Source organism: Brevundimonas sp. Marseille-Q4549 (assembly GCF_976940555.1).
The window spans coordinates 474,054-499,949 of sequence record NZ_CDRHXG010000001.1; the positions used below are offsets into that span (position 1 = coordinate 474,054).

Below are 25,896 nucleotides of genomic sequence, written 5' to 3' on the forward strand. Positions count from 1 at the left end.
GGCGCATCGATCTTGCGCAAGGGCGTCGCGGTTCAGCCGACGGCGCGGTTGCCGCTGACCCGATTGCCGGTCGCCCCGTCCCCGTCGTCCAGGCTGGAGCCGAAGGGCCAGCCCGCATCGTCGCCACAGTAGAGCCGACGGCCTTCGCGCGATCCCACCACGACCAGGCGCGGCCTCAGCCAGCCGGCTCGGTAAAACAGATTGTCCGTGATCTGATTGTAGGAAGGCGTCTGGTGCCGGATGACCCCGTCCTCGCCGCAGTTGCGATAGAGGAATATGCCGCCGCGACCGTTCAGCACGAAGCGATTGTTCTCGATCCGGTTCGCGCCCGAGCCATCGACCGCGATCTGCTCGCGTCCCGTGCGGATGTCGAAATCGTTGTCCCTGACCACCGCCCCCGCGCTCTCGGCGTCCAGATAGAGGGCGACCGAGGTCGAACGGCCGCGAAAGCGGGACCGGACGACGGTCGTTCGCGTCACGCCCGGTCCGACATAGAGGGGAATGGTTCCCACGCCCTCGAAGCGGATGCGGTCAAGGGTCGTGGCCAGCGGCGCCGCCGACTGGGCCGCCGTCGTATGATCGGCCGTGCGCGAGGACGCCAGAAGGTCGCGCATCGAGCCGCCCGCGCCCATGCCCCAGATGCGGATGTTGCCGACCACGACACAGTCGCTGACCACCACCCCGACCGGCCGGCTCCAGCCCGCTCCGTCGCGTCGGGACCAGATCGCCACCGTGGGTCGGGTCGTCGTGGCCTCTCCGGGCGCAACGATCCGGCCGCCGCCGCAGTCCAGGCCCGCGCCCGAGGCCTCCGCGCCCTCGAGGAGGACAGGGCGCCGCACCTCTGTTCCGTTCAGGACGGCGCGGCAGGTCAGACGAAACGGCTGATCCGAAGGCGTCGCCAGCTGCCGCACGACCTCGGCCGAACAGGGCGGGGCGACGGGCAGGTCCGGCGATTGGACCAGCATCTCAGGGCAGGGGCGCGGCCAGCGCGGCCCGTTCCGCCGCGCAGCCGGGGTTGGTCAGGCCGGTGGCGCGCGCCTGCGCCAACTCGGCCCGCGCCGCCGGAAGATCGGCCTGAAACGCCGGCAGGGTCGCGATTTCCGCCGCCACCGCACGGCCCAGATCGGCGCCCGCCTGCACGTCGCTGGGATAATGCATGGCGCAGATCACGCGGCTGTCGCCGATGGCCGCGCCGATCCGGCGCACCGCCGCCGCCCGCTCCGGCTCCAGGAGGGCGAAGGTCTCGGCGTAGGCGGCGCCCACGGCGGCCGTGCCCGAAGGGTAGGAGCGGCTCTGCCGTCCTGCGGCGTCCAGGCGCTGACAGGCGCGCCGATCCGGATCGTCCCCGACCGGCCGGGCTCGGGCCGCCTCGGCCTTGACCCGTTCGGCCACGGACTGGGCGTCGTGGAAGACCCGCGCCATCAGCCGATCCAGGGCGGGCGTTTCGGCCGATCCCAGGCGCACGCCCAGGACGCAGTCGAAATGTTGCAGGCCCAGCGGCGGCCGCACCTCGGCATGGGACGTGGCCAGAAGCCAGCGATCAGTGTCTTCGAGCGCGATCATGCGCGCCGAGGTCGCCTTGTCGGCCAGATCGATCGGCGATCCGGGCGCGGGCGGCGGCGGCGCATCCGAGACCAGTCGCGCCAGCACCCCCTCGGCCAGATAGCCCTGCGTCGTGGGCACGGCCCAGGCCGGAGGCTGGCCCGCCGCGCAGCCGGTCAGCATCAGTCCCGCCATCGCCGTCGCGGCCATCGCGGCCACGGCGACCCAGGGCGGATTCACTGGGCCCCTGTCCAGGTCAGTTGAACGGAGGTCTGGGCGTCGTCGTCCGGCGCCGCGACCACCTGAAGCGTCACATCGTTGGCAGCGCCGCCAGCAGCACCATAGGCGCGCGCATCGCCCTGGTTCATGCCGGTGACGGAACGCAGGCCGGCGCCCTCCGCCTGGGCGCGATAGAAGGCCACGACTTCGTCGGGGGAAGCGGCGGTGCGGAAGGTGACGATGCCGCCGTCCGACTTGCCGCCCGGCAGGGTGGGCTGACCGTCCAATTTCGCGCCCGGATACAGCACGGCGAAGGCAGGCGCCCCGGCTACGACCGGCGTTGCCGCCGGCGCCGACGCGGGGGCCTTTGCGACCGGCGGCTGATCGGCGGGGGCCGGCAGAACCGCTTCGGGCGTAGGCTTGGCCTCGGGCGTCTTGGGCGCCTTGGACCCGTCGCAGCCGGACAGCGCCGTCGAAACCAGACAAAGCGAAACAACAGCGGCCGAAACCGCCAGACGGCGTATCATCGCGAGATCGTCCCTTGGACCCATGGTCGAAGCGCCACCGTGGCGCATGGATGCGGCGCCAGCAAGGCGCCGGCCTCAGTCTTGTCGGTCGGCGTCTCGACGGGCCGCCGCCTCGCTGCCCTCCTGGGCCAGGCGTTCATTGATCTTGCGCGAGTCGGGATCGTCGTCCGAGCCTGAGGCCGAGCCTCCCTCCAGCGAGCCTGCGCGGGTGTCCGAGCCCGAATCGGACCCGTCCAGCGCCTCGATCAGGGCGTCCGCCTTATGGCCCAGATCGGGTTTCTCGCCCATGTCGGCCGCCTCGCGGGCGTCTTCGCATTCCGGATCGGGATCGGTCATGGCGCTCTCCTGTTCAGCCTAGCAAAAGGCGCGGGGGCTGTTGCGGTTCCCCTTGAACCCGCGCGGCCGAACCCGATCTAGGGGTCATGATCCCTTTTTCCGTTCTCGACCTGTCGCCCATCGTCGAGGGCGGCGACGCCCGCCGCGCCCTCGACGAGACCCTGGCCTTCGCCCAGGCCGCCGACCGTCTGGGCTATGAGCGGTTCTGGCTGGCCGAGCATCACAACATGCCCGGCATCGCCAGCGCCGCGACCGCCCTCGTCATCGGCCATGTGGCGGCGGGGACCGAACGGATCCGTGTCGGGTCGGGCGGCGTCATGCTGCCCAACCATGCGCCTCTGGTCGTCGCCGAACAGTTCGGCACGCTGGAGACCCTGTTCCCCGGCCGGATCGACCTTGGCCTGGGTCGCGCGCCCGGCACGGACGGCGCGACCGCCCGCGCCCTGCGCCGCTATTTCGAAGGCGCCGACCAGTTTCCGCGCGACGTGGTCGAACTGATCCAGTGGTTCGAACCGGCGTCCGAACACCAGCCTGTCCGCGCCGTCCCCGGCGCCGGCCTGCGCGTGCCGATCTGGCTTCTGGGCTCCAGCCTGTTCAGCGCGCAACTGGCCGGTCAGCTGGGCCTGCCCTACGCCTTCGCCAGCCATTTCGCGCCGGAACTGCTGCTGGAGGCCCTGGCGCTCTATCGCCGCGAATTCACGCCTTCCGATCGCCTGGCCAAACCCTACGCCATGGCCGCGATCAACGTCTTCGCCGCCGATACGGACGCGGAGGGGGTGCGCCTGTCCACCTCCATGCAGCAGAGCTTCGCCCGCCTTTCCACCGGCAAGCCCGGCAAACTGCCCCCGCCGGTGGACGACATCACCACCGTCCTGACGCCTCAGCAGATCGAGGGCGCGCGCGGTCGCCTGCTCTATTCCGCCATCGGCGGGCCGGAGACGGTGCAGAAACAGATCGCCGACTTCATCGCCCTGACCGGCGTGGACGAACTGATGATCACCGGCATGATGTTCGACAACGCAGCCCGCATCCGCAGCCTGGAAATCGTCGCCAAGGCGCGCGACGCCCTTGCGGAGTGACGCTCTACTGCTCGGCTCCCGAGCGCCATAGGCTTTGGATCAGCGGCTCCACCAGATAGGTCAGCATCGTCCGTTTCCGAGTCAGGATAACAACCTGTACGGGCATGCCAGCACGAATCGTTCGCGCCGCGCCCCCCAGCTTCTGTAGTTCGGAGGGCGGCACGACGATCTCTGCACGATAGTGGCTGCGCCCGGTTTTCTCGTCGTTAAAGCTGTCGGCCGATATGCGAGTTACCCGGCCATGGACGATCGGTGGATTGCGTTCCCGCAAGCCAGGGAACTTTACCTCTGTGTCGAGGCCGACGCGGAGATTGTCGATATCGGCGGGATCGATCTGGGCGACGACGACCTGCGAGGCTTCGTCCGGCACCACCTCCATCAGCATCTGCCCTGGCTGGATCACGCCACCCGGCGTGAATACCGTCAGGCCGACCACCTGACCCGTGGCGGGGCTGCGGATTTCGGCCCGCGCCAACTGATCCCGTAGTTCGACCAGACGCGGCTGCAGATCGTTCAGTTGCACTTCCACCTGACGTAATTGTTCGGCGACATCTTCGTTCAGCTTGGTGGACACGCCCAGGGTCTGCAGCCGGGTCTCGCCGATCTGCTCGCGCGTCCGCGCCACCTGCGCCCGCAAGGACCCCTGCTCGCCTTCCAGGGCGGCGGCCGTCCGCTCCAGCGCCCGAACGCGGGTGAGCGGCGCATAGCCTCGCTCCGCCAGAGACCTCAGACCCTCCAGTTCTTCCGCGATCAACCGTTGCTGAATGCTGTTCGCCTCGATCTGGCGTTCGTAACCCCGCATCTGATCGCGCAGTTGCCCCACCCTCTGGTCGAGCACGCCGGTTTCGGTCGACCGCCCGGCGCCCCTCGCCGTGAACTGGATGCGCTGCAACCGCATCGCTTCGTCGGCCAGAACCTTGTCTTCGCCTGACAGATTGGCGAACTCGACAGGCGTAGGCAGCGCCGACAGGCCGTCACGCTCCGCAACCAGACGCGACCTTTGCGCCAGAAGGGCGAAAACCTGACCAGCGACGCCGCGTTCGGCCGCCGTCAGCTCTCCGGCGTTCAACCTGACCAGTATCTGTCCGCGACGCACCCGATCGCCTTCCGCGACCATCAGCGCGCTCACCACGCCACCATCACGGTGCTGAACGGCCTGGCGATTGCCCGAAATCGCCACCTGCCCCTGGGCGAACGCTCCCGCATCCAGCGGTGCGAACGCCGCCCATCCCAGGAACCCGACAAAGAACAGCCCGATGACCGCAACGCCTAGCGTCAGCTCCGGCCGCGGCGAATCGACCTCGCGCTTCGCGCCGCCGTTCAGAACGCCGATCGACAGCAGTTTCACCTTCAAGCCTCCTTACGCACAGGAGGCGTCGAGGGCCGGATGCGCGACAGCACCTCCTCGCGCGGACCCTCCATCTGCATCAGGCCGTCCCGCATCAACAACAGGCGATCCACACGCGCCAGAACGCCCGCGCGATGCGCCACAATGACCACGGCAGCGCCTCTGGCCGCCGCCTTGAGAACGGCGACCATCAGGGCCGCTTCGCCTTCCTGATCCAGGTTGGAGTTCGGCTCGTCCAGAACCAGTAAGGCCGGATCGCCGTACAGGGCGCGAGCCAGCGCAATCCTTTGCGCCTGGCCGGCGGACACGCCGGCCCCGAACGGTCCCAGCACGGTATCGTAGCCGTTCGGCAGACGCAGGATCATATCGTGTGCGCCCGCGGCCATCGCAGCCTCGACGGCGCCGCGATCGACCGCTTCCTTCTCCACTCCGGTCGCCGCAACGAAACGAGAGATGTTGTCTCGGACCGATCCCGCGAACAAGCTCGGGCTCTGCGGCAGGTAGCCTATAAACTGTGCAAGATCATCGCCGTCGCGCGCGTCATATTCCGCGCCGTCGAGACGAACGACGCCGCCGGTCGGCTTTAGGGAGCCGGCGACGACGCGCGCCAGCGTGGTCTTTCCAGAGCCACTGGGGCCGATGATCCCAAGCGTCTGCCCCGGGTCCAGAGCGAAAGCGACATTCTGAATGACGGGTTTGTCGAGGTCAGGCAGCCTGACCGTCGCGCCGTCCACTCGCAACCGGCCGGCCGGGGGCGGCAAACCGGTGCGGGGGCGATCCTCGCCAGCGGTTTGGGCGAACAGTTCGACCAGATGGTTCCAACTCGTCCGCGCCTGGACCAACCCCGGCCAGGCGCCCACCAGAAGCTCCACCGGAGCGACGGCGCGACTTAGGAGGACCGAAGAAGCGATGATCGAGCCTGGAGAAATCTGGCCTTTCACCACCAGGAACGCAGCAAGACCGAGCGCCGCAGACTGCAGCGCCAGCCGCACGAACTTGATCGCGCCCGAATAGCGCCCGCCCTGCAATTGCGCGTCGGCCTGAAGGGCGACTGCGCCGCGACGCTGTTCGATCTGGTTCGCGATACTGGCCTTTCTCATGCCCAGCGCCCGCACCACTTCCGCCTGGGCTGCAATGCTTTCCTGCGCGGCGTAGGCCGCGACGTTCGACTGAATGGCCTTGGAAAGGCGGGAACGGCTGTCGCGTTCGTTGAGCCACGCCAAGGCGAACAACACCAACCCGCCGACCAATGTCAGGATGCCGATCGCCGGATGCAGAAGAAAGCAACAGCCGAGATAGAGCGGAGTCCAAGGCGCGTCGAAGAGGGCCAACGCGCCGGCGCCGGACACCGCCGACCTGACATTGTCGAATTCTCTCAGGGCCTGAGTGTTCGGCGATTTGGTCTGCAGGTTCACCACGCGAGACAGAATTCGCGCCGAAAGCATCCGGTCCAACCGCAGTCCCGCGCGCAGCAACAGCCGCGATCGAAGCCAGTCGAGGACGGAGAGACAGGCGAGCGCGAAGACGGCCACGGCTGTCATCAGCACCAGGGTGGTCAATCCGCCCGTCGGCACGACGCGGTCATAGACCTGCATCATGTAGAGGGTCGGCGTCAGATACAGCAGGTTGATCAGGGCGCTGAACACGGCGGCGCCCAGAAAGTGGGTGCGACAGGCGCGGAACGCCTCCGCCAACGGCCCCGTGCCGGGGCGATCTGGAAGAAGAGACTTCAACACGACTGGTTCGGCTTTGAGCCCCGCAGGCGCCCCTGCAGGCGGCATGGGCGGTTTTGAGTGGTCTAGCTGTATATCGATGAGCCAGAAATTGTATAATGACGGCGGAGTCGAGGATGTCCAATTGCTTCGGCGAAACGCGCGTTGGCGGATGCTGAAATATGACGATGAGACCTGTGTCTAGACATTGCCTGGCTGTCATCGTCATGATCTCGGCTGTGTTCGCCACAAGCGCCTGCGGCGCCAAGGAGGTTGCAATGCCCGTCACCGCCTCACTGTCGGTGGAAGATGTCTTCGGCTACTGGCAGGTCAGCGGTTCCGGAGCGCCGACCTCGTGTCGTCTGACCCTCGACCCCATACTCCAGGCTGACCGCCTTCCCGCGTCTGTCACCCGTTGCGCGCCTTCCATCGTCGCCTCGGCCACGTCTTGGCGCATCACACCGAACGGGTTCGACCTCCTGACCAAGGGGAACGAGGTTCTCATCCGTTTCCACCGAATCGATGTCGATCGGTTCGAAGGAAAGGACGCCTCGGAGCAGACCTACCGCCTGGATCGCGCCCCGATGGCCTGATCCGCCAGAAACTCGATCAGCAGGGCGTTCACCGTCTCCGACCGCTCTTGCTGTATCCAGTGGCCCGCGCCCGGCACGACGACCGAACGCGTCAGATTGGGAACCCAGTCCTTCAATCCCGCCTCATGGCCGCCGGCGTAGTGGCGCACGGGGTCGTCCTCGCCCACCACGAACAGGGCGGGCGATGTGATCCGCTGGTTCTGAAGGAAGGCCGTCAGGGCCCAGTTCCGATCCAGCGCCCGATACCAGTTCAGCGGCGCCTCGAAGCCTCCCTGCGCGAAGGCCTGCACATATTCGGCGAAATGCGCCGCGTTCATCCAGGGCGGCAAGGTCGCGGCGGCGTCGATGGCGTCCAGCAGATCGACGCCTTCGGGCATGAAGCCGGTGGCGCGTTTCTCGGCCGGCGTGGCGCCGTCATAGGCCCAGAACAGTTTTCGCAGGGTCGCGGCCGGGTCGGCGTCCAGCGCCCGGTGCGCGCCCGGATCTTGAAACCGATTGATGTAGAGGTCGCCCAGGCCCGCCCGCTTCGAGATCGCCGCCATGGCGGCGGTGGGCGGCCCCTTGATACGGCGCGGTTGGAACGGCACCGACAGGCCGGCCACCGCCTTGAAGACATCCGGCCGCAGCAGGGCGCAATGCCAGGCGACCGGAGCCCCCCAGTCGTGGCCCACGACCACGCACGTCTCGGCCCCCAGCGCCCGGACCAGATCGACCATGTCGCCGACCAGGTTCAGGATGGAATAGGCCTCCACCCCCCGGGGCTTGTCCGTGCCGCCATAGCCGCGCATATCCGGCGCCGCCACGTGATAGCCGGCCCGCGACAGGGCCTCGACCTGGGCGCGCCAGCTGATCCCCAGTTCGGGAAAGCCGTGGATCAGCAGGGCCAGAGGCCCCTCGCCCGCTTCCAGCACCTGTTGGTTCAGGCCGTCGGTCTTGATAAGGCGCGACTGCATCTTCCCTCCGCGACGCGCATTTGGACAAAGCCATGACCCGCCTCGTCACCTTCGCCGACGGTACGACCGTTCCCGCCCTGGGCCAAGGGACCTGGGAGCTGGGCGACGACCCCGCTTGGCGCGACGAACAGCAGCAGGCCCTGGCGCGCGGCATCGACCTGGGCATGAGCCTGATCGACACGGCCGAACTGTATGGCGACGGCCGCTCCGAGCGCCTGGTGGGCGAGGTCATCGCCGGGCGCCGCGACGAGGTCTTCATCGTCTCCAAGGTCAAGCCCGAGAACGCCTCGGAAATGAAGATGATGCTGTCGTGCGAGAAGTCGCTGGAGCGGCTGGGCGTCGAGCGGCTGGACCTCTATCTGCTGCACTGGGAAGGCCGCGTGCCGCTGGAGGAGACGGTCGCCGCCTTCCAGGAACTGGTGGACGAGGGGATGATCGCCCGCTGGGGCGTGTCCAATCTGGATCTGCGCGCCATGGAAGCCCTGATGCAGATCGAGGGCGGCGAAGACTGCGCCGCCAACCAGTTGCTCTATAATCTCGGTTCGCGCGGGGTGGAGTTCGACCTGCTGCCGTGGATGCAGGCGCGCGACATGCCGATGATGGCCTATTCCCCGCTGGGGCGCGGGGGGCTTCTGGAGCACCCGCTGATCCTGGACATCGCCAACCGCCACGGCGCGGAACCCGCCCAGGTCGCCCTGGCTGCGGTGCTGCGCCACGATGGCGTCATCGCCATCCCCAAGGCCAGTTCGGTCGAACACGTCCAGGCCAACGCCGACGCCCTGGAGGTCCAGTTCGACCTGGAGGATCTGGAACGGCTGGACCGCGCCTTCCCGCCCCCGACGCAGGAAACCCCGCTGGACATCATCTAGCCCCCGCGATCTTCTCCAGAAGACGCGCGCGTTCGGCTGGATCATACGGAACCGCCGGGCCGCGTCCCCAGACCGGGTCCGGCCACAGGCCGTCGTCGCGGCGACGGCCCACCACATGGACGTGTAGCTGCGACGTCACATTGCCTATGGCGCCGACGTTCAGCTTTTCGACCGGCCCCAGGCGCCGGACCAGATCGCCCGCCCGCACCGTCTCCTCCATCAGCGTCGCCCGCTGTTCGGCGCTCAGATCCGCAAGTTCCACGGCTCCTTCGACGCGTGGAATCAGGATCAGCCACGGAAACCGCGCATCGTCCTGAAGCCGCACATGGCACAGGGGCCATTCGGCGGCGGCGACCGATCCGGCCTCGAAGGCGGGGTCAGGACGAAACTGGGACATTCGAACTCCTGGCGCGCGTCTGGACGGACGGCGCCCAGCCTTGCAGCGCGGCGAATGCGGGTCTAGACCGCCGCCACGATTTATCCTTTTCGCACACGCACACAGACGGAGACATCCATGGCTCGCGCGAAGATCGCCCTTATCGGCGCCGGCATGATCGGCGGAACCCTGGCCCACGTGGCCGCGCGCGAAGCCCTGGGCGACGTGATCCTGTTCGACATCGCCGAGGGCACGCCCCAAGGCAAGGCCTTGGACATCGCCGAGGCCTCGGCCGTCTTCGGCCAGGACGTGGCCCTGAAGGGCGCCAACGACTATGCCGACATCGCGGGCGCCGACGTCTGCATCGTCACCGCCGGCGTGCCGCGCAAGCCTGGCATGAGCCGCGACGACCTGATCGGCATCAATCTGAAGGTCATGAAGGCCGTCGGCGAAGGCATCAAGGCCCACGCCCCCAACGCCTTCGTCATCTGCATCACCAACCCGCTCGACGCCATGGTCTGGGCCCTGCAGAAGTTCTCGGGCCTGCCCAAGGAGAAGGTCGTCGGCATGGCCGGCGTGCTGGACTCGGCCCGCTTCGCCTACTTCCTGGCTGAAAAGACCGGCGTGTCGGTTCAGGACATCCACGCCTGGACCCTGGGCGGTCACGGCGACGACATGGTGCCGATGGTGCGTCACTCGACCGTCGGCGGCCTGCCCCTGCCGGACGCCGTCAAGGCCGGCTTCCTGTCGCAGGACGATCTGGACGCCATCGTGGACCGCACCCGCAAGGGCGGCGGCGAGATCGTGGCCCTGCTGAAGACCGGCTCGGCCTTCTACGCCCCGGCCGAATCCGCCATCGCCATGGCCAAGTCCTACCTGCTGGACCAGAAGCGCGTCCTGCCCTGTGCCGTCTGGCTGTCGGGCGAATACGGCCTGTCGGACCTCTACGTCGGCGTCCCCGCCCTGATTGGCGCGAACGGCGTCGAAAAGGTTGTCGAGTTCACCACCAACGACGAGGAAAAGGCGATGTTCGAAAAGTCCGTCGCCTCGGTCCAGGGCCTGCTGCAAGCCTGCAAGGACATCGATTCCTCGCTGGCTTAATGCCAGCGAAGGGCGCTATCGCGCGGCTCGCGGAGCCGCGCTGCTTGAGCGCTTTGATCTATACGGAAGGGCCGTGGAGCAATCTGCGGCCCTTTTCCTTGCGGCGCGCCCCACGCGGTCAGGCCGGCGGCGAATAGCCCATCGCCGCCGCGAACCGGGGCAGCAGTTGCAGCCAGACCGCCAGGGGGTCGGCCAGCTGGGCGACGCCCGCGCCGGGCGTCAGGATCAGGTCGTACTGCACCGTGGCGGTCGGCGTTTCTCCGGCGGTGTGAAAGGCCTTCAGATAGCGGTTCTCGCGGTTCCAGGCGTTCACCTTGTCCGGCGTCGCACCCGCCTCCGCCACGACGGCGCTGAACTGCACCTCGCCGCAGGCGTCCGCCTCGCAGCCATAGAAGAACACCGCCCAGGTCAGGCCCGCATTGGTCACGATAAAGAAGGTCAGGCCGTTCTCGCTCTGCACCGGCCCGACCCGGCCGCCCAGACCGGTGATCCAGGTCCCGACCTCGGCCGGCGTCAGACCGCGACCGGCCGGCGCCGGCGCCGTCTGGGCCGCCGTCTGGGCAAAGGCCGTCCCCGCCGTCGGCGGCGACAGGGTCAGAACAACAGCGGCGGCAAGGGCGAGGCGGCGCATGGAAACTCTCCGAAGGTCTGCCCCACCCTAGCGGTCACTCGCGGACGTGCGCCAGCCAGTCCTTGCTCTGCATCTCGTTGAAGCGCGACACGGTGCGTTCGAACTCGAACGCCCCCACCCCTTCGGTATAGAGGGCCTCCGGCTTGGCCGCCGCCAGCACGATCAGCTTGGTCCTGGCCTCGTACAGGGCATCCACCAGCGTCACCAGCCGCCGCGCCTCCTGGTGGTTGGCCGCACTCAGGATCGGCACGTCCTCCAGGAACAGGGTGTGGAACCGCTGGGCGATGGCCAGATAGTCCTGCGGCCCCAGCGGCCGGGCGCACAGCTCGTCGAACGTCGCGCGGGCCATGGACCCGACCGTGCGTTCGATCACCACGTCGCGGCCCAGCACGGTCAGGTGCGCGGGTTCTTCCGGCTCTCCCCCCTTCAGTTCGCGCCACAGGTTCTCGAACGCCGCCCGGTCGTCGGGCGTGTGCCACACCTGGGCCGAGGTCATCCGGTCCAGCCGCCAGTCGCGCGCGCCCGCCGTCTCCACCACCTCGCAGCGGTCGCGGATGATGTCGATGAAGGGCAGGAAAAGCTGCCGGTTGATGCCGTTCTTGTACAGGTCCTCCGGCGCCCGGTTCGAGGTGATGGCCAGCACCACCCGATCCTCGAACAGGGCCTCGAACAGCCGCCCCAGGATCATGGCGTCGGCGATATCCGTCACCTGAAGCTCGTCGAAACACAAGAGCCGCGCTTCCGAGGCGATCAGCCTGGCGATGGGCGGAATGGGGTCATCGCCCTTGTGCGTGCCGAACACGGCCTTCCTGGTCTTCGCGTCCCCCTCGCGCCACTGTTTCACCAGGTCGTGGATGCGGGCCATGAAGGCGTGGAAATGGGCGCGCATCTTCCGCGGTTCGGGCGTCGCCGAATAGAACAGGTCCATCAGCATCGACTTGCCGCGTCCCGGCGGGCCGTAGAGATAGACGCCCCGCACCTCCGGCGCGCGCCCGAACAGTCCCTTTTTCGCCAGGTCGGTCTCCAGCCGCTCCAAGGCGGCGATCACCTGCTGCTGGGCCGGATCGGGCGTCAGCACCCCCTCTTCCACGCGGATGTCGTAGGCGTTGCGGATACGGGAGGTCATGGGAGCGTTGCTTAACGCTCCCTCCAGCGAAAAGCGATTGCTTCACAGCCCTGAACGCCTATTTGCAGGGCCATCACTACAATGCGCTCAAGCAGCGAGGCCCCGTGGGCCGAGCGGTAGCGCGTCCGAAGGACAAGAAAAAATGGGTTATCGCGTCGCTGTCGTCGGGGCCACGGGCAATGTGGGCCGCGAGATGCTGAACATCCTGGAGGAGGTGAACTTCCCCGTCGACGAACTGCACGCCATCGCCTCGCGCAAGTCCAAGGGGGTGGAGGTGTCATTCGGCGACAGGACCGTCAAATGCCAGGACATCGAACAGTTCGACTTCTCCAAGGTCGACATCGTCCTGATGTCGGCGGGCGGCGCCGTGTCCCGGGAATGGTCCGAAAAGATCGGCAAGGCCGGCCCCATCGTCATCGACAACTCCTCGGCCTGGCGCATGGACCCGGACGTGCCGCTGATCGTGCCCGAGGTGAACCCCGACGCCGTCAAGGACGCCAGGAAGAAGAACATCATCGCCAACCCCAACTGCTCGACCATCCAGCTGGTCACGGCGCTGAAGCCGTTGCACGACGCGGCCAAGATCAAGCGGGTGGTGGTCTCGACCTATCAGTCGGTGTCCGGCGCCGGCAAGGAAGGCATGGACGAACTGTGGAACCAGACCAAGGCCATCTACGGGCTGGGCGACGCCACGCCGAAGAAATTCCCCAAACAGATCGCTTTCAACGTCATCCCCTTCATCGGCGCCTTCAACGACGACGGCTCCACCGACGAGGAGACCAAGATGTGGAAAGAGACGCACAAGATGCTCGATCCGAACATCAAGCTGACCGTCACCTGCGTGCGCGTGCCGGTCTTCGTCGGTCACTCCGAAGCCGTGAACATCGAGTTCGACCGTCCGATCGAGCCCGACGAGGCCCGCGCCGTCCTGCGCGACGCGCCGGGCGTGCTGGTGGTCGATAAGCAGGAGCACGACGGCTATATCACCCCGGTCGACGCCGCCGGCGAGTTCGCGGTCTATGTCAGCCGCATCCGCAAGGACCCGACCGTCCAGCACGGCCTGAACCTGTGGGTCGTGTCGGACAATCTGCGCAAGGGCGCGGCCCTGAACGCCGTCCAGATCGCCCAGCTGCTGGACGAGACGGGCGTGATCAAGTCCTCGTCCGGCTATCGTTCTATCACCGTCTGATCCCCATAGACCGCCGGGCGCTCCTCCGTCCGGCGGACCAAGGAACTCACCGATGTCCTCGTCGCCTTCGGCCGACGGTCGGGCGGTCGCCACCGCCATCGCCTGCTACACCCTGTGGGGCGTCCTGCCCCTGCTGTTCATGGCCATGGCGGCGCACGGGTTCGCCGCGCCCGAGATCCTGGCGCACCGCGCCGTCTGGTCTCTGTTCGTCGCCATCCCCGTGGTTCTGTTGGCGGGTCAGTGGAACGAGTTCAAACATGTCCTGGCCTCGCCGCGCGTCTTCGGCTGGCTGATCCTTTCGGCCCTGCTGATCGGCGCCAACTGGAGCATCTACGTCTACGCCACCACCCACCATGCGACCCTGGAAGCCAGCCTGGGCTATTACATCAATCCGTTGCTGAACATGGCGGCGGGGGCGGTGCTGTTCCGTGAAAAGATCGACCGCTGGAGCGCCGTCGCCATCGGTCTGGCCGCTGTCGGCGTGGTCATCCAGACCCTCGCCCTGGGCCATGTGCCGATCATCGGCCTGCTCCTGGCCCTGACCTTCTGTTCCTATGCGGTCATCCGCAAACGCGTGCCCGCCTCGGCCCAGACGGGGCTGCTGGTCGAATGTCTGGTGCTGCTGCCCATCGGCGGCGTCTTCCTGATCTGGTTGGCCATGCATGGACAGGCGGTCGGCTTCTCCTCGCCCTCTGGCCTGGCCTGGGCCCTGTTCAACGGCCCGGCGACGGTCATTCCCCTGGCCCTGTTCGCCTGGTCGACGCGGCGCCTGCCGCTGTCGACGGTCGGCTTCCTGCAGTTTCTGGCGCCGACGCTTCAGTTCGCCTGCGGCCTGTGGGCGGGCGAGCATCTGACGCCGCTGCGGGTGCTGTCTTTCGTCTTCATCTGGGCCGGGGCCGCCGTCTTCGCCATCGCCGCCTTCAAACGCAGCCGCGCCGCCCGCGCGGCGGTTCGTATGGCCGAGACGGTCTAGAGCGCCGCGTACAACGCCTCCAGCAGGCGCCGGGGGCGCGGATCGCCGATCAGGTGGGGCGACTGGCGCGTCATCACATAGGCGGCCGACAGGCGGCGCGGCGGATCGGCCATGGCCATCGACCCGCCCCAGCCGTAATGGCCCCACGCCTCGTCCGGCCCGAACACGCCCAGGCCGTCGTTCCGCATCAGGCCCGCCGCCCAGCTGATCGTATAGGGCAGCACCTTGTCCGGCCCATGGATGCGTTCGCGTGTCAGCTGCTCCAGCGTGCTCGTCGAAAGCACCGACCGGCCGTCAAGCGCGCCGCCGTTCGCCACCACGCCCAATATCCGCGCCAGCCCCAGGGCCGTGCCGTGCAGATTGGCCGAGGGGATTTCCATCTTGCGCCACTCGGCCGAACCCCGCCCGCCGGGCGCCGAGCCGCGATCCAGGAAGGCGGCCTGTTTGATCGGATCGATGGTTCCCAGGCTGGGCGCCGCGGTCGGCTTCCGCATCTGGGCGACGCGCCCGTGTTCGCTTTCCGGCAGGCCGATCCACAGGTCCAGATCGTCGAAGTCCTGACGCAGCGCCTGCCCCATGGTCCGCCCTGTCGCCCGGCGATAGACCTCGTTGGCCAGATAGCCGACCGTGACGGGATGATAGCCGGACGCCGTTCCCGGCGCCCACATCGGCGCCTGGGCCGCCAACCGCGCCAGCACCGCCTGGGGATCGAACCACAGGGCCGGATCGACCGCTTCCGAAAAGCCCGGCAGACCCGCCTGATGGCTCATCAGCTGGGCGACGGTCACGGCCTGCTTGCCAGCCGCCCCGAACTCGGGCCACAGGTCCGCGACCGGCTGGTCGTAGTCGACCTGCCCCGCCTCGACCGCCGTCGCCATCAGGATGGCCATCACCGCCTTGCCGGTCGAGAACACCGGCGTCAGGGCCATGTCGGTGAACGGGGTCGTACGCGCCGTGTCGGCGTATCCGGCCCAGAGATCGACCACCGCCTCCCCCTCGACCAGCACGCTGAACCGCGCCGCCTGTTCGTCCAGCCCCTCGGGCGCCTCGGTGAAATTGGCGGCGAACGCTTCGCGCACGGCCTCGAAGCCGGGGGCGCAGACGCCGTGAATGTCTATGGAATCGGTCATGAGCCGGTCCTAGCGTTCAAGAAGCAACAGCGCCATCGCGCAACTTTCATGATGAGCCATCAAATTGACTGCCTCCTCGGACAATGATACAAGCTCGATTATAGTTCTTGTTTTGTTCCCCTTGACCCTCCGAGTCCCGAAGATTCAACTCTGATTCGGAGCTACATGCCTTGCGAAGCCATCAGCCACAGTTTGATCGAGAGAAGTTCAAGGACGCCATATGGCTCCTTGCGTCCTATTGCGACGCCGACGAACTAGGCAACGTTAAGTTGCACAAGATGCTTTATTTTGCGGATATGCTGGCTTATCTGCAAGAAGGTAGGCCGATCACGGGCGTTGAGTACCTCAAGCAGAAATTTGGCCCTACCGCTCGTCATTTAACGATAGCGACTAGAGAGCTCGAAGCGGATGGCCGAATTTGTGTCTCCGAAACAGCGCATTACGGCTACCCTAAGAAGAGTTACATAGCTCGACGACCATATATGCGCACCCGCTTAAGCGAGGCTGAGGAGCGCCTGCTCCGAGATGTGGCTGATTTTGTGAAGGGCAAGTCAGCTAAAGAAATTAGCGATCTCAGCCATAATGCCGCTTGGGAAGCTGCGAGAATGGGCGAAGTAATCCCGTATTTCACGGCATTGAAGCTCGTGCCAGACGAGGCTACGGAATCAGATCGCGATTGGGCGATTGATTCGGCGCGTCAGCATGCGGTTGCGAGCCCCTGGTGAGAAACCTCCTTATTCGATAACTCACTCGGAATTATTCGAGGCGAGCTACTTCGCACTGGAGCGTAGCTATCCAGCGATCACTGATGCCTATGACCTTCTGGAATGGTCATTGGAACGCACACCTTGGGAAGAGAGTGAACCATCCCCCGCGTTCGCGGAGCGACATCTGAGATTGACGCTTACACCGAAGATGGCCCGGTTTCCGGGCCTAAGGGTACTCATTGAGATCAATGACGAAAAGCGGAGCATCCATTTCTGGACGCTCGCTGTCCGTTAAGCATTAATCTGCAGTTCCACTGCCTGCTCGGCCAGGATGGTCAGGCCTTCGCCGTTGACGTCGGCGAAGCCGCCGTGGACATCGTACTGGGTCTTGGCCCCGCCGTTATAGACCGTGACCACGCCTTCGCGCAGGGCGGTCATGAAGGGCGCATGGTCCGGCAACACGCCGAAGTCGCCCTCGACGCCCGGCGCGTCCACCTGGTCCACGAGGCCCGAAAAGACCTCGCGTTCCGGCGAGACGAGGGAGAAGTTCAGCTTGCCGGCCATGATCAGGCTTCCGCCGCCATCTTCTCGGCCTTGGCCACGGCCTCCTCGATCGAACCGACCATGTAGAAGGCGGCTTCCGGCAGGTGGTCGTATTCACCGGCGACGATGCCCTTGAAGCTGCGGATCGTGTCGGCCAGCTCGACGAACTTGCCGGGCGAGTTGGTGAACTGTTCGGCCACGAAGAAGGGCTGGGACAGGAAGCGCTGGATCTTGCGGGCGCGCGAGACAATCAGCTTGTCCTCTTCCGACAGCTCGTCCATGCCCAGGATGGCGATGATGTCCTTCAGGCCCTTGTACTGCTGCAGGACTTCCTGAACCGAACGGGCGACGTTGTAGTGTTCTTCGCCGATGATCAGCGGGTCCATGATCCGCGAGGTCGAGTCCAGCGGATCGACGGCGGGGAAGATGGCCTGGGCGGCGATGTCGCGGCTCAGAACGGTCGTCGCGTCCAGGTGGGCGAAGGAGGCGGCGGGCGCCGGGTCGGTCAGGTCGTCGGCGGGCACGTAGATGGCCTGGACCGAGGTGATCGAACCCTTCTTGGTCGAGGTGATGCGCTCCTGCAGGTTGCCCATCTCGGTGGCCAGCGTCGGCTGATAGCCCACCGCCGAGGGGATGCGGCCCAGAAGCGCCGACACTTCCGAACCGGCCTGGGTGAAGCGGAAGATGTTGTCGACGAACAGCAGCACGTCCTTGCCTTCCTCGTCACGGAAATATTCCGCGATCGACAGGCCGGTCAGGGCGACGCGAGCGCGGGCGCCGGGCGGTTCGTTCATCTGGCCATAGACCAGGGCGCACTTGGAGCCTTCGGTCGAGCCGTCGTTCTTGGACGGGTCCACGTTCACGTTGGACTCGATCATCTCGTGATACAGGTCGTTGCCTTCGCGGGTGCGTTCGCCCACGCCGGCCAGAACCGAATAACCGCCGTAAGCCTTGGCGATGTTGTTGATCAGCTCCTGCATGGTCACGGTCTTGCCCACGCCGGCGCCGCCGAACAGGCCGATCTTGCCGCCCTTGGTGTAGGGGCACATCAGGTCGATGACCTTGATGCCCGTGACCAGGATTTCCGACGAGGTCGACTGTTCCTCGAAGCTGGGCGCATCCTTGTGGATCGGGCGGTATTCGGTCGTCTTGATCGGACCGGCTTCGTCGATCGGCTGGCCGACCACGTTCATGATCCGGCCCAGGGTGCCGGGGCCGACCGGGGCCTGGATCGAGGAACCCGTGTCCGTCACGGCCTGGCCGCGCGTCAGGCCCTCGGTCGTGTCCATGGCGATGGTGCGGACCATGTTCTCACCCAGGTGCTGGGCGACTTCCAGAACCAGGGTGAAGGGCTCGCCCGTCTTCTGGTCGACGTTCTGGGTGTGCAGGGCGTTCAGGATCGCCGGCAGGTGTCCGTCGAACTCCACGTCCACGACGGCGCCGATGACCTGGGCGATGCGGCCCGTGGCGGCGGCGTTGACGGGCGCCGCGGCAGGAGCGGCCTTCTTGGCGGCCGGCTTCTTGGCGGCGGGCTTTTTGGGGGCGACGGTGTCGGTCATGGCTGGGGTCCGTGTCGGAATGTCTGGGCGTTCGGGATCAGAGGGCTTCGGCGCCGGCGATGATCTCGATCAGTTCGGTGGTGATCTGGGCCTGGCGCTTGCGGTTGAACTGCAGCGTCAGGGCGTTGATGAGGTCGCCGGCGTTGCGCGTGGCGTTGTCCATTGCCGCCATCTGCGAGCCGAAGAAGCCCGCCTGGTTCTCGTACAGCGCCGCCAGGATCTGGGTGGTCAGGTTGCGCGGCAACAGGGTTTCGAGGATTTCCTCTTCCGAGGGCTCGTACTCATAGACCGCGCCGTTCAGGTCGATCGGCTGCGCATCGCCCTCGACCACGGCGGGGATCAGCTGTTTGGCGGTCGGGACCTGAGCGATCACCGACTTGAACTGGCTGTAGAACAGGGTGACGACATCCGCCTGACCGTCCTCGAACGCCGTGGCGATCATCTCGGCGATCGGCTGGGCCGAAGGCAGGCCGATCGTCTTGTGCTCGGACAGTTCGAAGGTGCGGACCAGCTTGTCGCCGTACAGACGCGCCAGCTGATCGCGCGACTTCTTGCCGACGGCGACGATCTTCACGTCCTTGCCGTTGGCGATCAGGCTGTTGATCCGCTCGCGCGCGGCGCGGATGACGTTGGTCGAGAAGCCGCCCGCCAGACCCTTGTCCGCCGTCGCCACCACGACCAGGTGGCGCTGGTCGGCGCCCGTGCCGGCCAGAAGGCGCGGCGCGTCGGCGCCGGAGACGCCGGCGGCCAGGTTGGCGATGACCGAGGCCATCTTCTGCGCATAGGGCCGGGCGCTTTCGGCCTGGTCCTGGGCTCGTTTCAGCTTGGCCGCGGCGACCATCTGCATGGCTTTCGTGATCTTCTGCGTGGCTTTCACGCTTCCGATCCGATTGCGCATTTCCTTGAGGCTGGCCATCCGGCTTTACTCTCTCAGCTGTCCGGAGGGGCTCAGGCGAAGGTCTTCACGAAGGCGGCCAGAATGTCCTTCAGCTCGGCTTCCAGCTCGGGCGTCAGGTCCTTCTTGGCGCGGATGCCTTCCAGCAGGCCGGCGTGGTTGGCATGGATGCGCGCCAGCAGTTCCTTCTCGAACCGGCCGACGTCCGCCGTGGCGATGCCGTCGATATAGCCGCGCGTGCCAGCGTAGACCGAGACGACCTGCTCTTCCATCGCCAGCGGCGAATACTGGGGCTGCTTCAGCAGCTCGGTCAGGCGTTCGCCGCGTGCCAGCAGCTTCTGGGTCGAGGCGTCCAGGTCCGAGCCGAACTTGGCGAAGGCGGCCATCTCGCGATACTGGGCCAGCTCGCCCTTGATGGTGCCGGCGACCTTCTTCATCGCCTTGGTCTGGGCCGAGGAGCCGACGCGAGACACCGAGATGCCGACGTTCACGGCCGGACGGATGCCCTGATAGAACAGGTCCGATTCCAGGAAGATCTGGCCGTCGGTGATCGAGATCACATTGGTCGGAATATAGGCCGACACGTCGTTGGCCTGGGTTTCGATGATCGGCAGGGCGGTCATGGAGCCCGAACCATAGTCCTCGTTCAGCTTGGCCGAACGTTCCAGGAGGCGGCTGTGCAGGTAGAAGACATCGCCCGGATAGGCTTCGCGGCCGGGCGGACGGCGCAGCAGCAGCGACATCTGGCGATAGGCTACAGCCTGTTTGGACAGGTCGTCATAGACGATCAGGGCGTGCATGCCGTTGTCGCGGAAGAACTCGCCCATGGCGGTGCCGGCGAACGGGGCCAGGAACTGCAGCGGGGCGGGCTCCGAAGCCGTGGCGGCGACGACGATGGTGTATTCCAGCGCGCCGGACTCCTCGAGCGTCTTGACGATCTGGGCCACGGTCGAACGCTTCTGACCGATGGCGACGTAGATGCAGTAGAGCTTGGCGCTCTCGTCGTCGGTCTTGTTGACGTTCTTCTGGTTCAGGATGGTGTCGATGGCGACGGCGGTCTTGCCGACCTGACGGTCGCCGATGATCAGCTCGCGCTGGCCGCGGCCGACGGGGATCAGGGTGTCGATGGCCTTCAGGCCGGTCTGCATCGGCTCGTGAACCGACTTGCGGGGGATGATGCCCGGCGCCTTGACGTCGACGCGGCGGCGCTCGGTGAACTGGATCGGGCCCTTGCCGTCGATCGGCTCGCCCAGCGGGTTGACGACGCGGCCCAACAGGCCCTTGCCCACCGGCACGTCCACGATCTCGCCCAGGCGGCGCACGTCGTCGCCCTCGGCGATGGCGGCGTCGGCGCCGAAGATCACGGCGCCCACGTTGTCGCGTTCCAGGTTCAGGGCCATGCCCTTCACGCCGGCCTTGGTGAACTCGACCATTTCGCCGGCCTGGACATTGTCCAGACCGTGGATGCGGGCGATGCCGTCGCCGACCGACAGCACGCTGCCGACGTCGGAAACGTCGGCTTCGACGCCGAAGTTGGCGATCTGCGACTTGAGGATGGCCGAGATTTCAGCGGCGCGGATGTCCATGGGATCTCTCTGTCTAGGTCTTCTTCGGGGCGAGCCGTTCGGACCCGCTGCAGTCTTTGGGGCTCAGAACGCTCAGGCGCGCTTGAGGGCGAATTTCATCTGGTCGAGCTTGGTCTTCAGCGAGGCGTCGAACAGCTTCGACCCCACCTTGACCTTCAGGCCGCCCAGGATCGACGGATCGACCCGCGCGGTCAGCTCCGGCGCCTTGCCCAGGCTCTTGTTCAGGGCGGTCTTGATCGCGGCCAGCTGTTTGGCGTCCAGCGGCTGGGCCGAGACGACCTCGGCGGCGACGATGCCCGCGTGTTTGGCGTAGCGCGCCTCGAAGCCCGCGATCACGGCGGGCAGGTCCTTGGCGCGGCCGTTCTGGGCCAGAAGGCCCAGGAAGTTGGCGGTGGTCTTCTCGAACTTGGCCTTCGTGGCGACGGCGACCAGGCCCTTGCCCTGATCGTCGGCCGAAATCAGCGGCGAGCGGGCCAGACGGCGCAGGTCGGCGCTCTCGGTCCAGGCGGCCTTCAGCGAGACGATGTCGGCGCGGACGGCGTCCAGGCGGCCGGTTTCCAGCGCCAGGTCGAACAGCGCCTGTGCGTAGCGATCGCCGACTTCCGTCGTTCTGAAATCATCAGCCACTGATTAGGGTCCGAGGTCGTTGTGTCAGGGTCGCGACCGACTGCGAAGGCTCACAACGGTCAAAAGCTTGAAATGCCTAGGGAAAGCACGACAGAGGCCGTATCCTTGAATACGCCCCCTTCAAGCCGGGCGCCTGATAGCACGGGGTTTCGCCAGTCGCAACATTGCGTGAAGCGTCCGTGAACGGCGAACCTGCGCGATAACGCCGCGCATCGCGCCAGAGACAGGGGGTGCGACCATGACGCCGCACCCGGCCGCTTGATCGGAACCGTCGGCGGCCCTAGCGCTTTCGGCTCAAGCCTCAGCCCCCACTGGACCCTCCATGCTCGACAGCATACTTCCGCTTCTCTCCGATCCGGCCGCCTGGGCCGCCTTGGTGACGCTCATCGTGATGGAGGTGGTGCTGGGGATCGACAACCTGATCTTCATCTCCATCCTGTCGAACAAACTGCCCGAGCATCAGCGGTCCAAGGTGCGGCGCATCGGCATCGGCCTGGCCCTGGTCATGCGTCTGGCCCTGCTGTCGATCATCGCCTGGCTGGTGGGCCTGGTTCAGCCGGTCTTCACCGTCATGGGCAACGAATTCTCGTGGAAGGACCTGATCCTGATCGCAGGCGGCCTGTTCCTCGTCTGGAAGGCGACCAAGGAAATCCACCACACGGTCGATCCCACGCCGACCCACGACGTCATGGACAAGAAGGATGTGGTCATCGCCAACGCCGGCGCCGCCATCGTCCAGATCATCCTTCTGGACATCGTCTTCTCGATCGATTCGATCCTGACGGCCGTGGGCATGACCGAGCATCTGCCGATCATGGTCGTCGCCGTCCTGGTCGCCGTGACCGTGATGCTGCTGGCCGCCGATCCCCTGGCGAACTTCATCAACAAAAACCCCAGCGTGGTCATGCTGGCGCTCGGCTTCCTCCTGATGATCGGCATGGTCTTGATCGCCGACGGTTTCGGCTATCATGTGCCCAAGGGCTACATCTATGCGGCCATGGCCTTCTCGGCCGGGGTGGAGGCGTTGAACATGCTGGGTCGCCGGTCCGCGTCCAAGAAGGAAAAGGCCGAGCTGGCCCGCATCGAGGCGAACGCCGCCGAGGCCCGGGCCCAGAAGGCCGAGGCCGAAGCCGCCGCCGAGCGGGGCTGAGCGCCATGATCCGCCCGTCGTCCTGCATCGCCGGCCTCGTCGCGGGCCTGCTGCTGGCGGCGGGCGGTCTGTTCGGCCCGGCCGCCGCCGAGGTTCCGGTCCAGCCCTATGAGGTCGTACGCACCTATCCGCACGACCGCACGGCCTTCACCGAGGGCCTCTTCTTCCACGACGGCGCCCTCTACGAAAGCACGGGCCTTTATCCGTCCTTCATCCGCAAGATCGATCTGGAGACCGGCCGCGTGGCGCGCCAGCGCGACCTGCCGACCATCTATTTCGGCGAGGGCATGACCACGCTGAACGGCAAGCTCTACAGCCTGACCTGGCGCAACCACATCGGCTTCATCTGGAAGCTGGACGATTTCTCGCCGCTGGGCGGCTTCTCCTATCCGGGCGAGGGCTGGGCCCTGACCACCGACGGCCGCCGCCTGATCATGAGCGACGGCACCGACCAACTGCGTTTCCTCGACCCTGAGACTTTAGCCGAGACCGGCCGCGTCTCCGTCACCGCCGACGGCCGGCCGCTGGAGCAGATCAACGAGCTGGAATGGATCGACGGCGAGGTCTTCGCCAACATCTGGCAGGACAGCCGCATCGCCCGCATCGATCCCGAAACCGGCGTGGTCAAGGCCTTCATCGACCTCGCCCCCCTGATCCCCCGGGACGCCGGCCTCGACCCCAACGACGACGTCGCCAACGGCATCGCCTGGGACGCCGCCGGCAAACGCCTGTTCGTCACCGGCAAACGCTGGCCCCAGCTGTTCGAGATCAGGCTGAAATAACTCACCGCCACGTCATTCCGGGGCGTCCGCAGGACGAACCCGGAATGACGACAGGGTGGCGGATGTCCGCTCAACCCCGCAGGTCGAACCGATCCAGCTCCATTACCTTGGTCCAGGCCGCCACGAAATCCGCGACGAACTTTCCTTCGGCGTCCGCTCCGGCATAGACCTCGGCCAGCGCGCGCAGCACGGCGTTGGAGCCGAACACCAGATCGACCCGCGTGCCGGTCCATTTCGCCTCGCCCGTGCGCCGGTCGCGGCCTTCGAACACATCCTTGGCGTCCGAGGTCGCGGTCCATTTCACCTCCATGTCCAGCAGATTGACGAAGACGTCGTTGGACAGCACGCCCGGCCGTTCGGTCAGCACGCCGTGCGTCGCGCCGCCCGCATTGATGTTGATGGCGCGCAGGCCGCCGATCAGCACCGTCATCTCCGGCGCCGTCAGGGTCAGGCGTTGGGCCTGGTCGATCAGCAGGGCCTCGGCCGGCACGCTGAAGCGCGCCTTCTGATAGTTCCGGAACCCGTCGGCGACCGGCTCCAGATAACCGAAGGATTCGATGTCCGTCTGCGCCTGGCTGGCGTCCGTCCGGCCGGGGTTGAACGGCACGTCGACCGCGTGTCCGGCCGCCCTGGCCGCCTGTTCGACGCCCAGGTTTCCGGCCAGAACGATCAGGTCGGCCAGGGACACGGCCTTGCCGCCCGTCTGGTCCTGGTTGAAGGCGAAACGCACCCGCTCCAGCGTCTTCAGCACGCGGTCCAACCGTTCGGGCTCGTTGACGGCCCAGTCCTTCTGCGGGGCCAGGCGGATGCGCGCGCCGTTCGCCCCGCCGCGCTTGTCCCCGCCCCGGAAGGTCGAGGCCGAGGCCCAGGCGGTGGCGACCAGTTCGGCCGGGCTCAGGTCCGTCTCGGCGATCCGCACCTTCAGATCGGCCGCGTCCGCCGCATCGATCAGCGGATGATCCACGGCCGGGACCGGGTCTTGCCAGATCAGCACCTCGCGCGGGATTTCAGGCCCCAGATAGCGCGAGCGTGGTCCCAGGTCGCGGTGCGTCAGCTTGAACCAGGCCCGCGCGAAGGCGTCGGCGAAGGCCTGGGGGTTGTTCAGAAAGCGGCGCGAAATCTTCTCGTATTCCGGGTCGAACCGCAGCGACAGGTCGGTCGTCAGCATGGTCGGCCGCTTCTTCCTGGACGGATCGTGGGCGTCGGGGATGATGTCGCCCGCATCCTTGGCCACCCACTGGTGCGCGCCGGCCGGGGATTTCTCCAGCTCCCATTCGAAGCCGAACAGGTTCTCGAAGAAGAAGTTGCTCCACTGGGCCGGGGTCTGGGTCCAGGTGACTTCCAGCCCGCTGGTGATGGCGTCGCCCGCCTTGCCCGAACCGAAGCTGGAGGCCCAGCCCAAACCTTGCGCTTCAAGGCCTTCCGCCTCCGGCTCGGGGCCGACATTGTCGGCCGGCCCGGCGCCGTGGGTCTTGCCGAAGGTATGGCCGCCCGCGATCAGGGCCACGGTCTCCTCGTCGTTCATGGCCATCCGCTTGAAGGTGTCGCGGATGTCGCGCGCGGCGGCGATCGGGTCGGGATTGCCGTCCGGCCCTTCGGGATTGACGTAGATCAGCCCCATCTGCACCGCCGCCAGAGGGTTCTCCAGATTGCGCGAATGTTCGTCGCCATCGGCCCTGTCGTCAGTGACCAACACCGCCTCGTCGCCCGGCTTCACCACCCCGGCCGATCCATGGGCGTAACGGTCGTCGCCCCCCAGCCAGGTCGTTTCGCGCCCCCAATAGACGTCCTGATCCGGCTCCCAGACATCCTCGCGCCCGCCCGCGAAGCCGAAGGTGCGGAAGCCCATCGTCTCCAGCGCCACGTTTCCGGTCAGGATCAGCAGGTCGGCCCAGGAAATGGCCTGGCCGTATTTCTGCTTGATCGGCCACAGCAGGCGGCGCGACTTGTCGATATTGACGTTGTCGGGCCAGGAGTTCAGCGGCGCGAACCGCTGCTGGCCCCGGCCGCCGCCGCCCCGCCCGTCGCCGACGCGATAAGTGCCGGCGCTGTGCCAGGCCATGCGGACGAACTGCGGCCCGTAGTGACCGAAGTCAGCCGGCCACCAGTCCTGGGAATCGGTCATCAGAGCCCGCAGGTCCGCCTTCAGCGCCTCGTAATCCAGCGTCTTGAACGCCTCGGCGTAGCTGAAGCCCTGACCCAGCGGGTCGGAGCGGTTCGAATGCTGGTTCAGCAGATCGGTGCGCAGCTGGCCCGGCCACCAGTCGCGGTTCTGCGTTCCGCCGCCCGCGACCGGCTCGCTCTTGCGGCCGGAGAAGGGGCATTTGGCTTCGGTGGTCATGG

At 66.6% G+C, this 25,896-nt stretch carries 26 protein-coding genes; 9 read left to right on the forward strand and 17 right to left on the reverse strand.

The features are described from left to right. Positions 1-32: 32 nt before the first annotated feature. The 4 genes from ACWPV3_RS02465 to ACWPV3_RS02480 form a co-directional block, all read right to left on the reverse strand. The gene (locus ACWPV3_RS02465; RefSeq protein ID WP_453976706.1) at positions 33-965 is read right to left on the reverse strand and encodes a right-handed parallel beta-helix repeat-containing protein; all 933 of its coding nucleotides are present in this window, start codon (positions 963-965) and stop codon (positions 33-35) included. 1 nt (position 966) lies between these two features. After that, entirely contained in the window at positions 967-1,782 is an 816-nt protein-coding gene (locus ACWPV3_RS02470; RefSeq protein ID WP_453976707.1) for a phosphatase PAP2 family protein, read from the reverse strand. Beyond that, the gene (locus tag ACWPV3_RS02475) at positions 1,779-2,288 is read right to left on the reverse strand and encodes a hypothetical protein (protein ID WP_292088869.1); all 510 of its coding nucleotides are present in this window, start codon (positions 2,286-2,288) and stop codon (positions 1,779-1,781) included. Before ACWPV3_RS02475 ends, ACWPV3_RS02470 begins: the two co-directional genes overlap by 4 nt. A gap of 75 nt (positions 2,289-2,363) precedes the next feature. Beyond that, complete coding sequence (locus ACWPV3_RS02480; protein WP_292088870.1) at positions 2,364-2,624, reverse strand: ribonuclease; 261 nt, start codon at positions 2,622-2,624, stop codon at positions 2,364-2,366. Between the two features lie 86 nt (positions 2,625-2,710). On the opposite strand from ACWPV3_RS02480, the gene ACWPV3_RS02485 reads away from it, so the two are divergent. Further along, entirely contained in the window at positions 2,711-3,703 is a 993-nt protein-coding gene (locus tag ACWPV3_RS02485) for an LLM class flavin-dependent oxidoreductase (RefSeq protein WP_453976708.1), read from the forward strand. 4 nt (positions 3,704-3,707) lie between these two features. Here the strand turns inward: ACWPV3_RS02485 and ACWPV3_RS02490 are convergent, their stop codons facing one another. Both ACWPV3_RS02490 and ACWPV3_RS02495 read right to left on the reverse strand, forming a co-directional pair. Next, positions 3,708-5,051 carry an HlyD family type I secretion periplasmic adaptor subunit gene (locus ACWPV3_RS02490; protein WP_453976710.1) on the reverse strand — a complete coding sequence of 448 codons (1,344 nt, stop codon included), beginning with the start codon at positions 5,049-5,051 and terminating at the stop codon, positions 3,708-3,710. 2 nt (positions 5,052-5,053) lie between these two features. Beyond that, on the reverse strand, positions 5,054-6,832 hold the full coding sequence (locus ACWPV3_RS02495; protein WP_453976712.1) for a type I secretion system permease/ATPase: 1,779 nt from the start codon (positions 6,830-6,832) through the stop codon (positions 5,054-5,056). A 209-nt stretch (positions 6,833-7,041) separates the two neighbouring features. Between ACWPV3_RS02495 and ACWPV3_RS02500 the strand changes: the two genes are divergently transcribed. Next, on the forward strand, positions 7,042-7,356 hold the full coding sequence (locus ACWPV3_RS02500) for an AprI/Inh family metalloprotease inhibitor (protein ID WP_292088878.1): 315 nt from the start codon (positions 7,042-7,044) through the stop codon (positions 7,354-7,356). On the opposite strand, the gene ACWPV3_RS02505 is transcribed toward ACWPV3_RS02500, so the two are convergent. Beyond that, complete coding sequence (locus tag ACWPV3_RS02505; RefSeq protein ID WP_453976713.1) at positions 7,326-8,309, reverse strand: alpha/beta fold hydrolase; 984 nt, start codon at positions 8,307-8,309, stop codon at positions 7,326-7,328. The genes ACWPV3_RS02500 and ACWPV3_RS02505 overlap by 31 nt on opposite strands. Before the next feature lie 32 nt (positions 8,310-8,341). On the opposite strand from ACWPV3_RS02505, the gene ACWPV3_RS02510 reads away from it, so the two are divergent. After that, positions 8,342-9,178 (forward strand): aldo/keto reductase, encoded by an 837-nt coding sequence (locus tag ACWPV3_RS02510; RefSeq protein ID WP_453976715.1) that lies wholly within the window; start codon positions 8,342-8,344, stop codon positions 9,176-9,178. Here the strand turns inward: ACWPV3_RS02510 and ACWPV3_RS02515 are convergent. After that, on the reverse strand, positions 9,171-9,575 hold the full coding sequence (locus ACWPV3_RS02515; protein ID WP_453976716.1) for an HIT family protein: 405 nt from the start codon (positions 9,573-9,575) through the stop codon (positions 9,171-9,173). The two genes, ACWPV3_RS02510 and ACWPV3_RS02515, sit on opposite strands and share 8 nt — an antisense overlap. A 117-nt stretch (positions 9,576-9,692) precedes the next feature. Here ACWPV3_RS02515 and mdh point away from each other — a divergent pair, with 117 nt between their 5' ends. Next, positions 9,693-10,655, forward strand: coding sequence for a malate dehydrogenase (gene mdh, locus ACWPV3_RS02520; RefSeq protein ID WP_453976717.1), 963 nt, complete (start codon positions 9,693-9,695; stop codon positions 10,653-10,655). A gap of 118 nt (positions 10,656-10,773) precedes the next feature. Here mdh and ACWPV3_RS02525 read toward each other — a convergent pair whose 3' ends face one another. Together ACWPV3_RS02525 and zapE are read right to left on the reverse strand one after the other, a co-directional pair. Further along, a complete protein-coding gene (locus ACWPV3_RS02525; RefSeq protein WP_453976718.1) occupies positions 10,774-11,286 on the reverse strand; it encodes a YbjN domain-containing protein in 513 nt (170 codons plus the stop codon). A 34-nt stretch (positions 11,287-11,320) separates the two neighbouring features. Then, the gene (gene zapE / locus ACWPV3_RS02530; RefSeq protein ID WP_453976719.1) at positions 11,321-12,412 is read right to left on the reverse strand and encodes a cell division protein ZapE; all 1,092 of its coding nucleotides are present in this window, start codon (positions 12,410-12,412) and stop codon (positions 11,321-11,323) included. A gap of 142 nt (positions 12,413-12,554) precedes the next feature. On the opposite strand from zapE, the gene ACWPV3_RS02535 reads away from it, so the two are divergent. Together ACWPV3_RS02535 and rarD are read left to right on the forward strand one after the other, a co-directional pair. Then, positions 12,555-13,601, forward strand: a complete 1,047-nt coding sequence (locus ACWPV3_RS02535; protein ID WP_292088369.1) for an aspartate-semialdehyde dehydrogenase — start codon at positions 12,555-12,557, stop codon at positions 13,599-13,601. 52 nt (positions 13,602-13,653) lie between these two features. Then, complete coding sequence (gene rarD, locus ACWPV3_RS02540) at positions 13,654-14,574, forward strand: EamA family transporter RarD (protein ID WP_453976720.1); 921 nt, start codon at positions 13,654-13,656, stop codon at positions 14,572-14,574. Here the strand turns inward: rarD and ACWPV3_RS02545 are convergent. Further along, positions 14,571-15,704 (reverse strand): serine hydrolase domain-containing protein, encoded by a 1,134-nt coding sequence (locus ACWPV3_RS02545; RefSeq protein ID WP_453976721.1) that lies wholly within the window; start codon positions 15,702-15,704, stop codon positions 14,571-14,573. The genes rarD and ACWPV3_RS02545 overlap by 4 nt on opposite strands. A gap of 170 nt (positions 15,705-15,874) precedes the next feature. Here ACWPV3_RS02545 and ACWPV3_RS02550 point away from each other — a divergent pair, with 170 nt between their 5' ends. Beyond that, entirely contained in the window at positions 15,875-16,429 is a 555-nt protein-coding gene (locus tag ACWPV3_RS02550) for a Panacea domain-containing protein (RefSeq protein ID WP_453976722.1), read from the forward strand. Between the two features lie 273 nt (positions 16,430-16,702). Here the strand turns inward: ACWPV3_RS02550 and ACWPV3_RS02555 are convergent, their stop codons facing one another. From ACWPV3_RS02555 to ACWPV3_RS02575, 5 genes are all read right to left on the reverse strand, one after another. After that, a complete protein-coding gene (locus ACWPV3_RS02555) occupies positions 16,703-16,975 on the reverse strand; it encodes an ATP synthase F1 subunit epsilon (RefSeq protein WP_453976723.1) in 273 nt (90 codons plus the stop codon). A 2-nt stretch (positions 16,976-16,977) separates the two neighbouring features. Further along, positions 16,978-18,513, reverse strand: coding sequence for a F0F1 ATP synthase subunit beta (gene atpD / locus ACWPV3_RS02560; protein WP_409411713.1), 1,536 nt, complete (start codon positions 18,511-18,513; stop codon positions 16,978-16,980). A 37-nt stretch (positions 18,514-18,550) separates the two neighbouring features. Further along, positions 18,551-19,429 (reverse strand): F0F1 ATP synthase subunit gamma, encoded by an 879-nt coding sequence (locus ACWPV3_RS02565; RefSeq protein WP_453976724.1) that lies wholly within the window; start codon positions 19,427-19,429, stop codon positions 18,551-18,553. 32 nt (positions 19,430-19,461) lie between these two features. Next, on the reverse strand, positions 19,462-20,994 hold the full coding sequence (gene atpA, locus ACWPV3_RS02570; protein ID WP_312733745.1) for a F0F1 ATP synthase subunit alpha: 1,533 nt from the start codon (positions 20,992-20,994) through the stop codon (positions 19,462-19,464). A gap of 72 nt (positions 20,995-21,066) precedes the next feature. Beyond that, entirely contained in the window at positions 21,067-21,621 is a 555-nt protein-coding gene (locus ACWPV3_RS02575) for a F0F1 ATP synthase subunit delta (RefSeq protein WP_453976726.1), read from the reverse strand. Between the two features lie 322 nt (positions 21,622-21,943). On the opposite strand from ACWPV3_RS02575, the gene ACWPV3_RS02580 reads away from it, so the two are divergent. Continuing rightward, the gene (locus tag ACWPV3_RS02580) at positions 21,944-22,771 is read left to right on the forward strand and encodes a TerC family protein (RefSeq protein ID WP_453976727.1); all 828 of its coding nucleotides are present in this window, start codon (positions 21,944-21,946) and stop codon (positions 22,769-22,771) included. 5 nt (positions 22,772-22,776) lie between these two features. Continuing rightward, positions 22,777-23,553: a glutaminyl-peptide cyclotransferase gene (locus tag ACWPV3_RS02585; RefSeq protein ID WP_453976728.1), complete on the forward strand. Its 777-nt coding sequence runs from the start codon at positions 22,777-22,779 to the stop codon at positions 23,551-23,553. Between the two features lie 70 nt (positions 23,554-23,623). On the opposite strand, the gene katG is transcribed toward ACWPV3_RS02585, so the two are convergent. Beyond that, positions 23,624-25,894 carry a catalase/peroxidase HPI gene (gene katG / locus ACWPV3_RS02590; protein ID WP_453976729.1) on the reverse strand — a complete coding sequence of 757 codons (2,271 nt, stop codon included), beginning with the start codon at positions 25,892-25,894 and terminating at the stop codon, positions 23,624-23,626. Positions 25,895-25,896 lie beyond the last annotated feature (2 nt).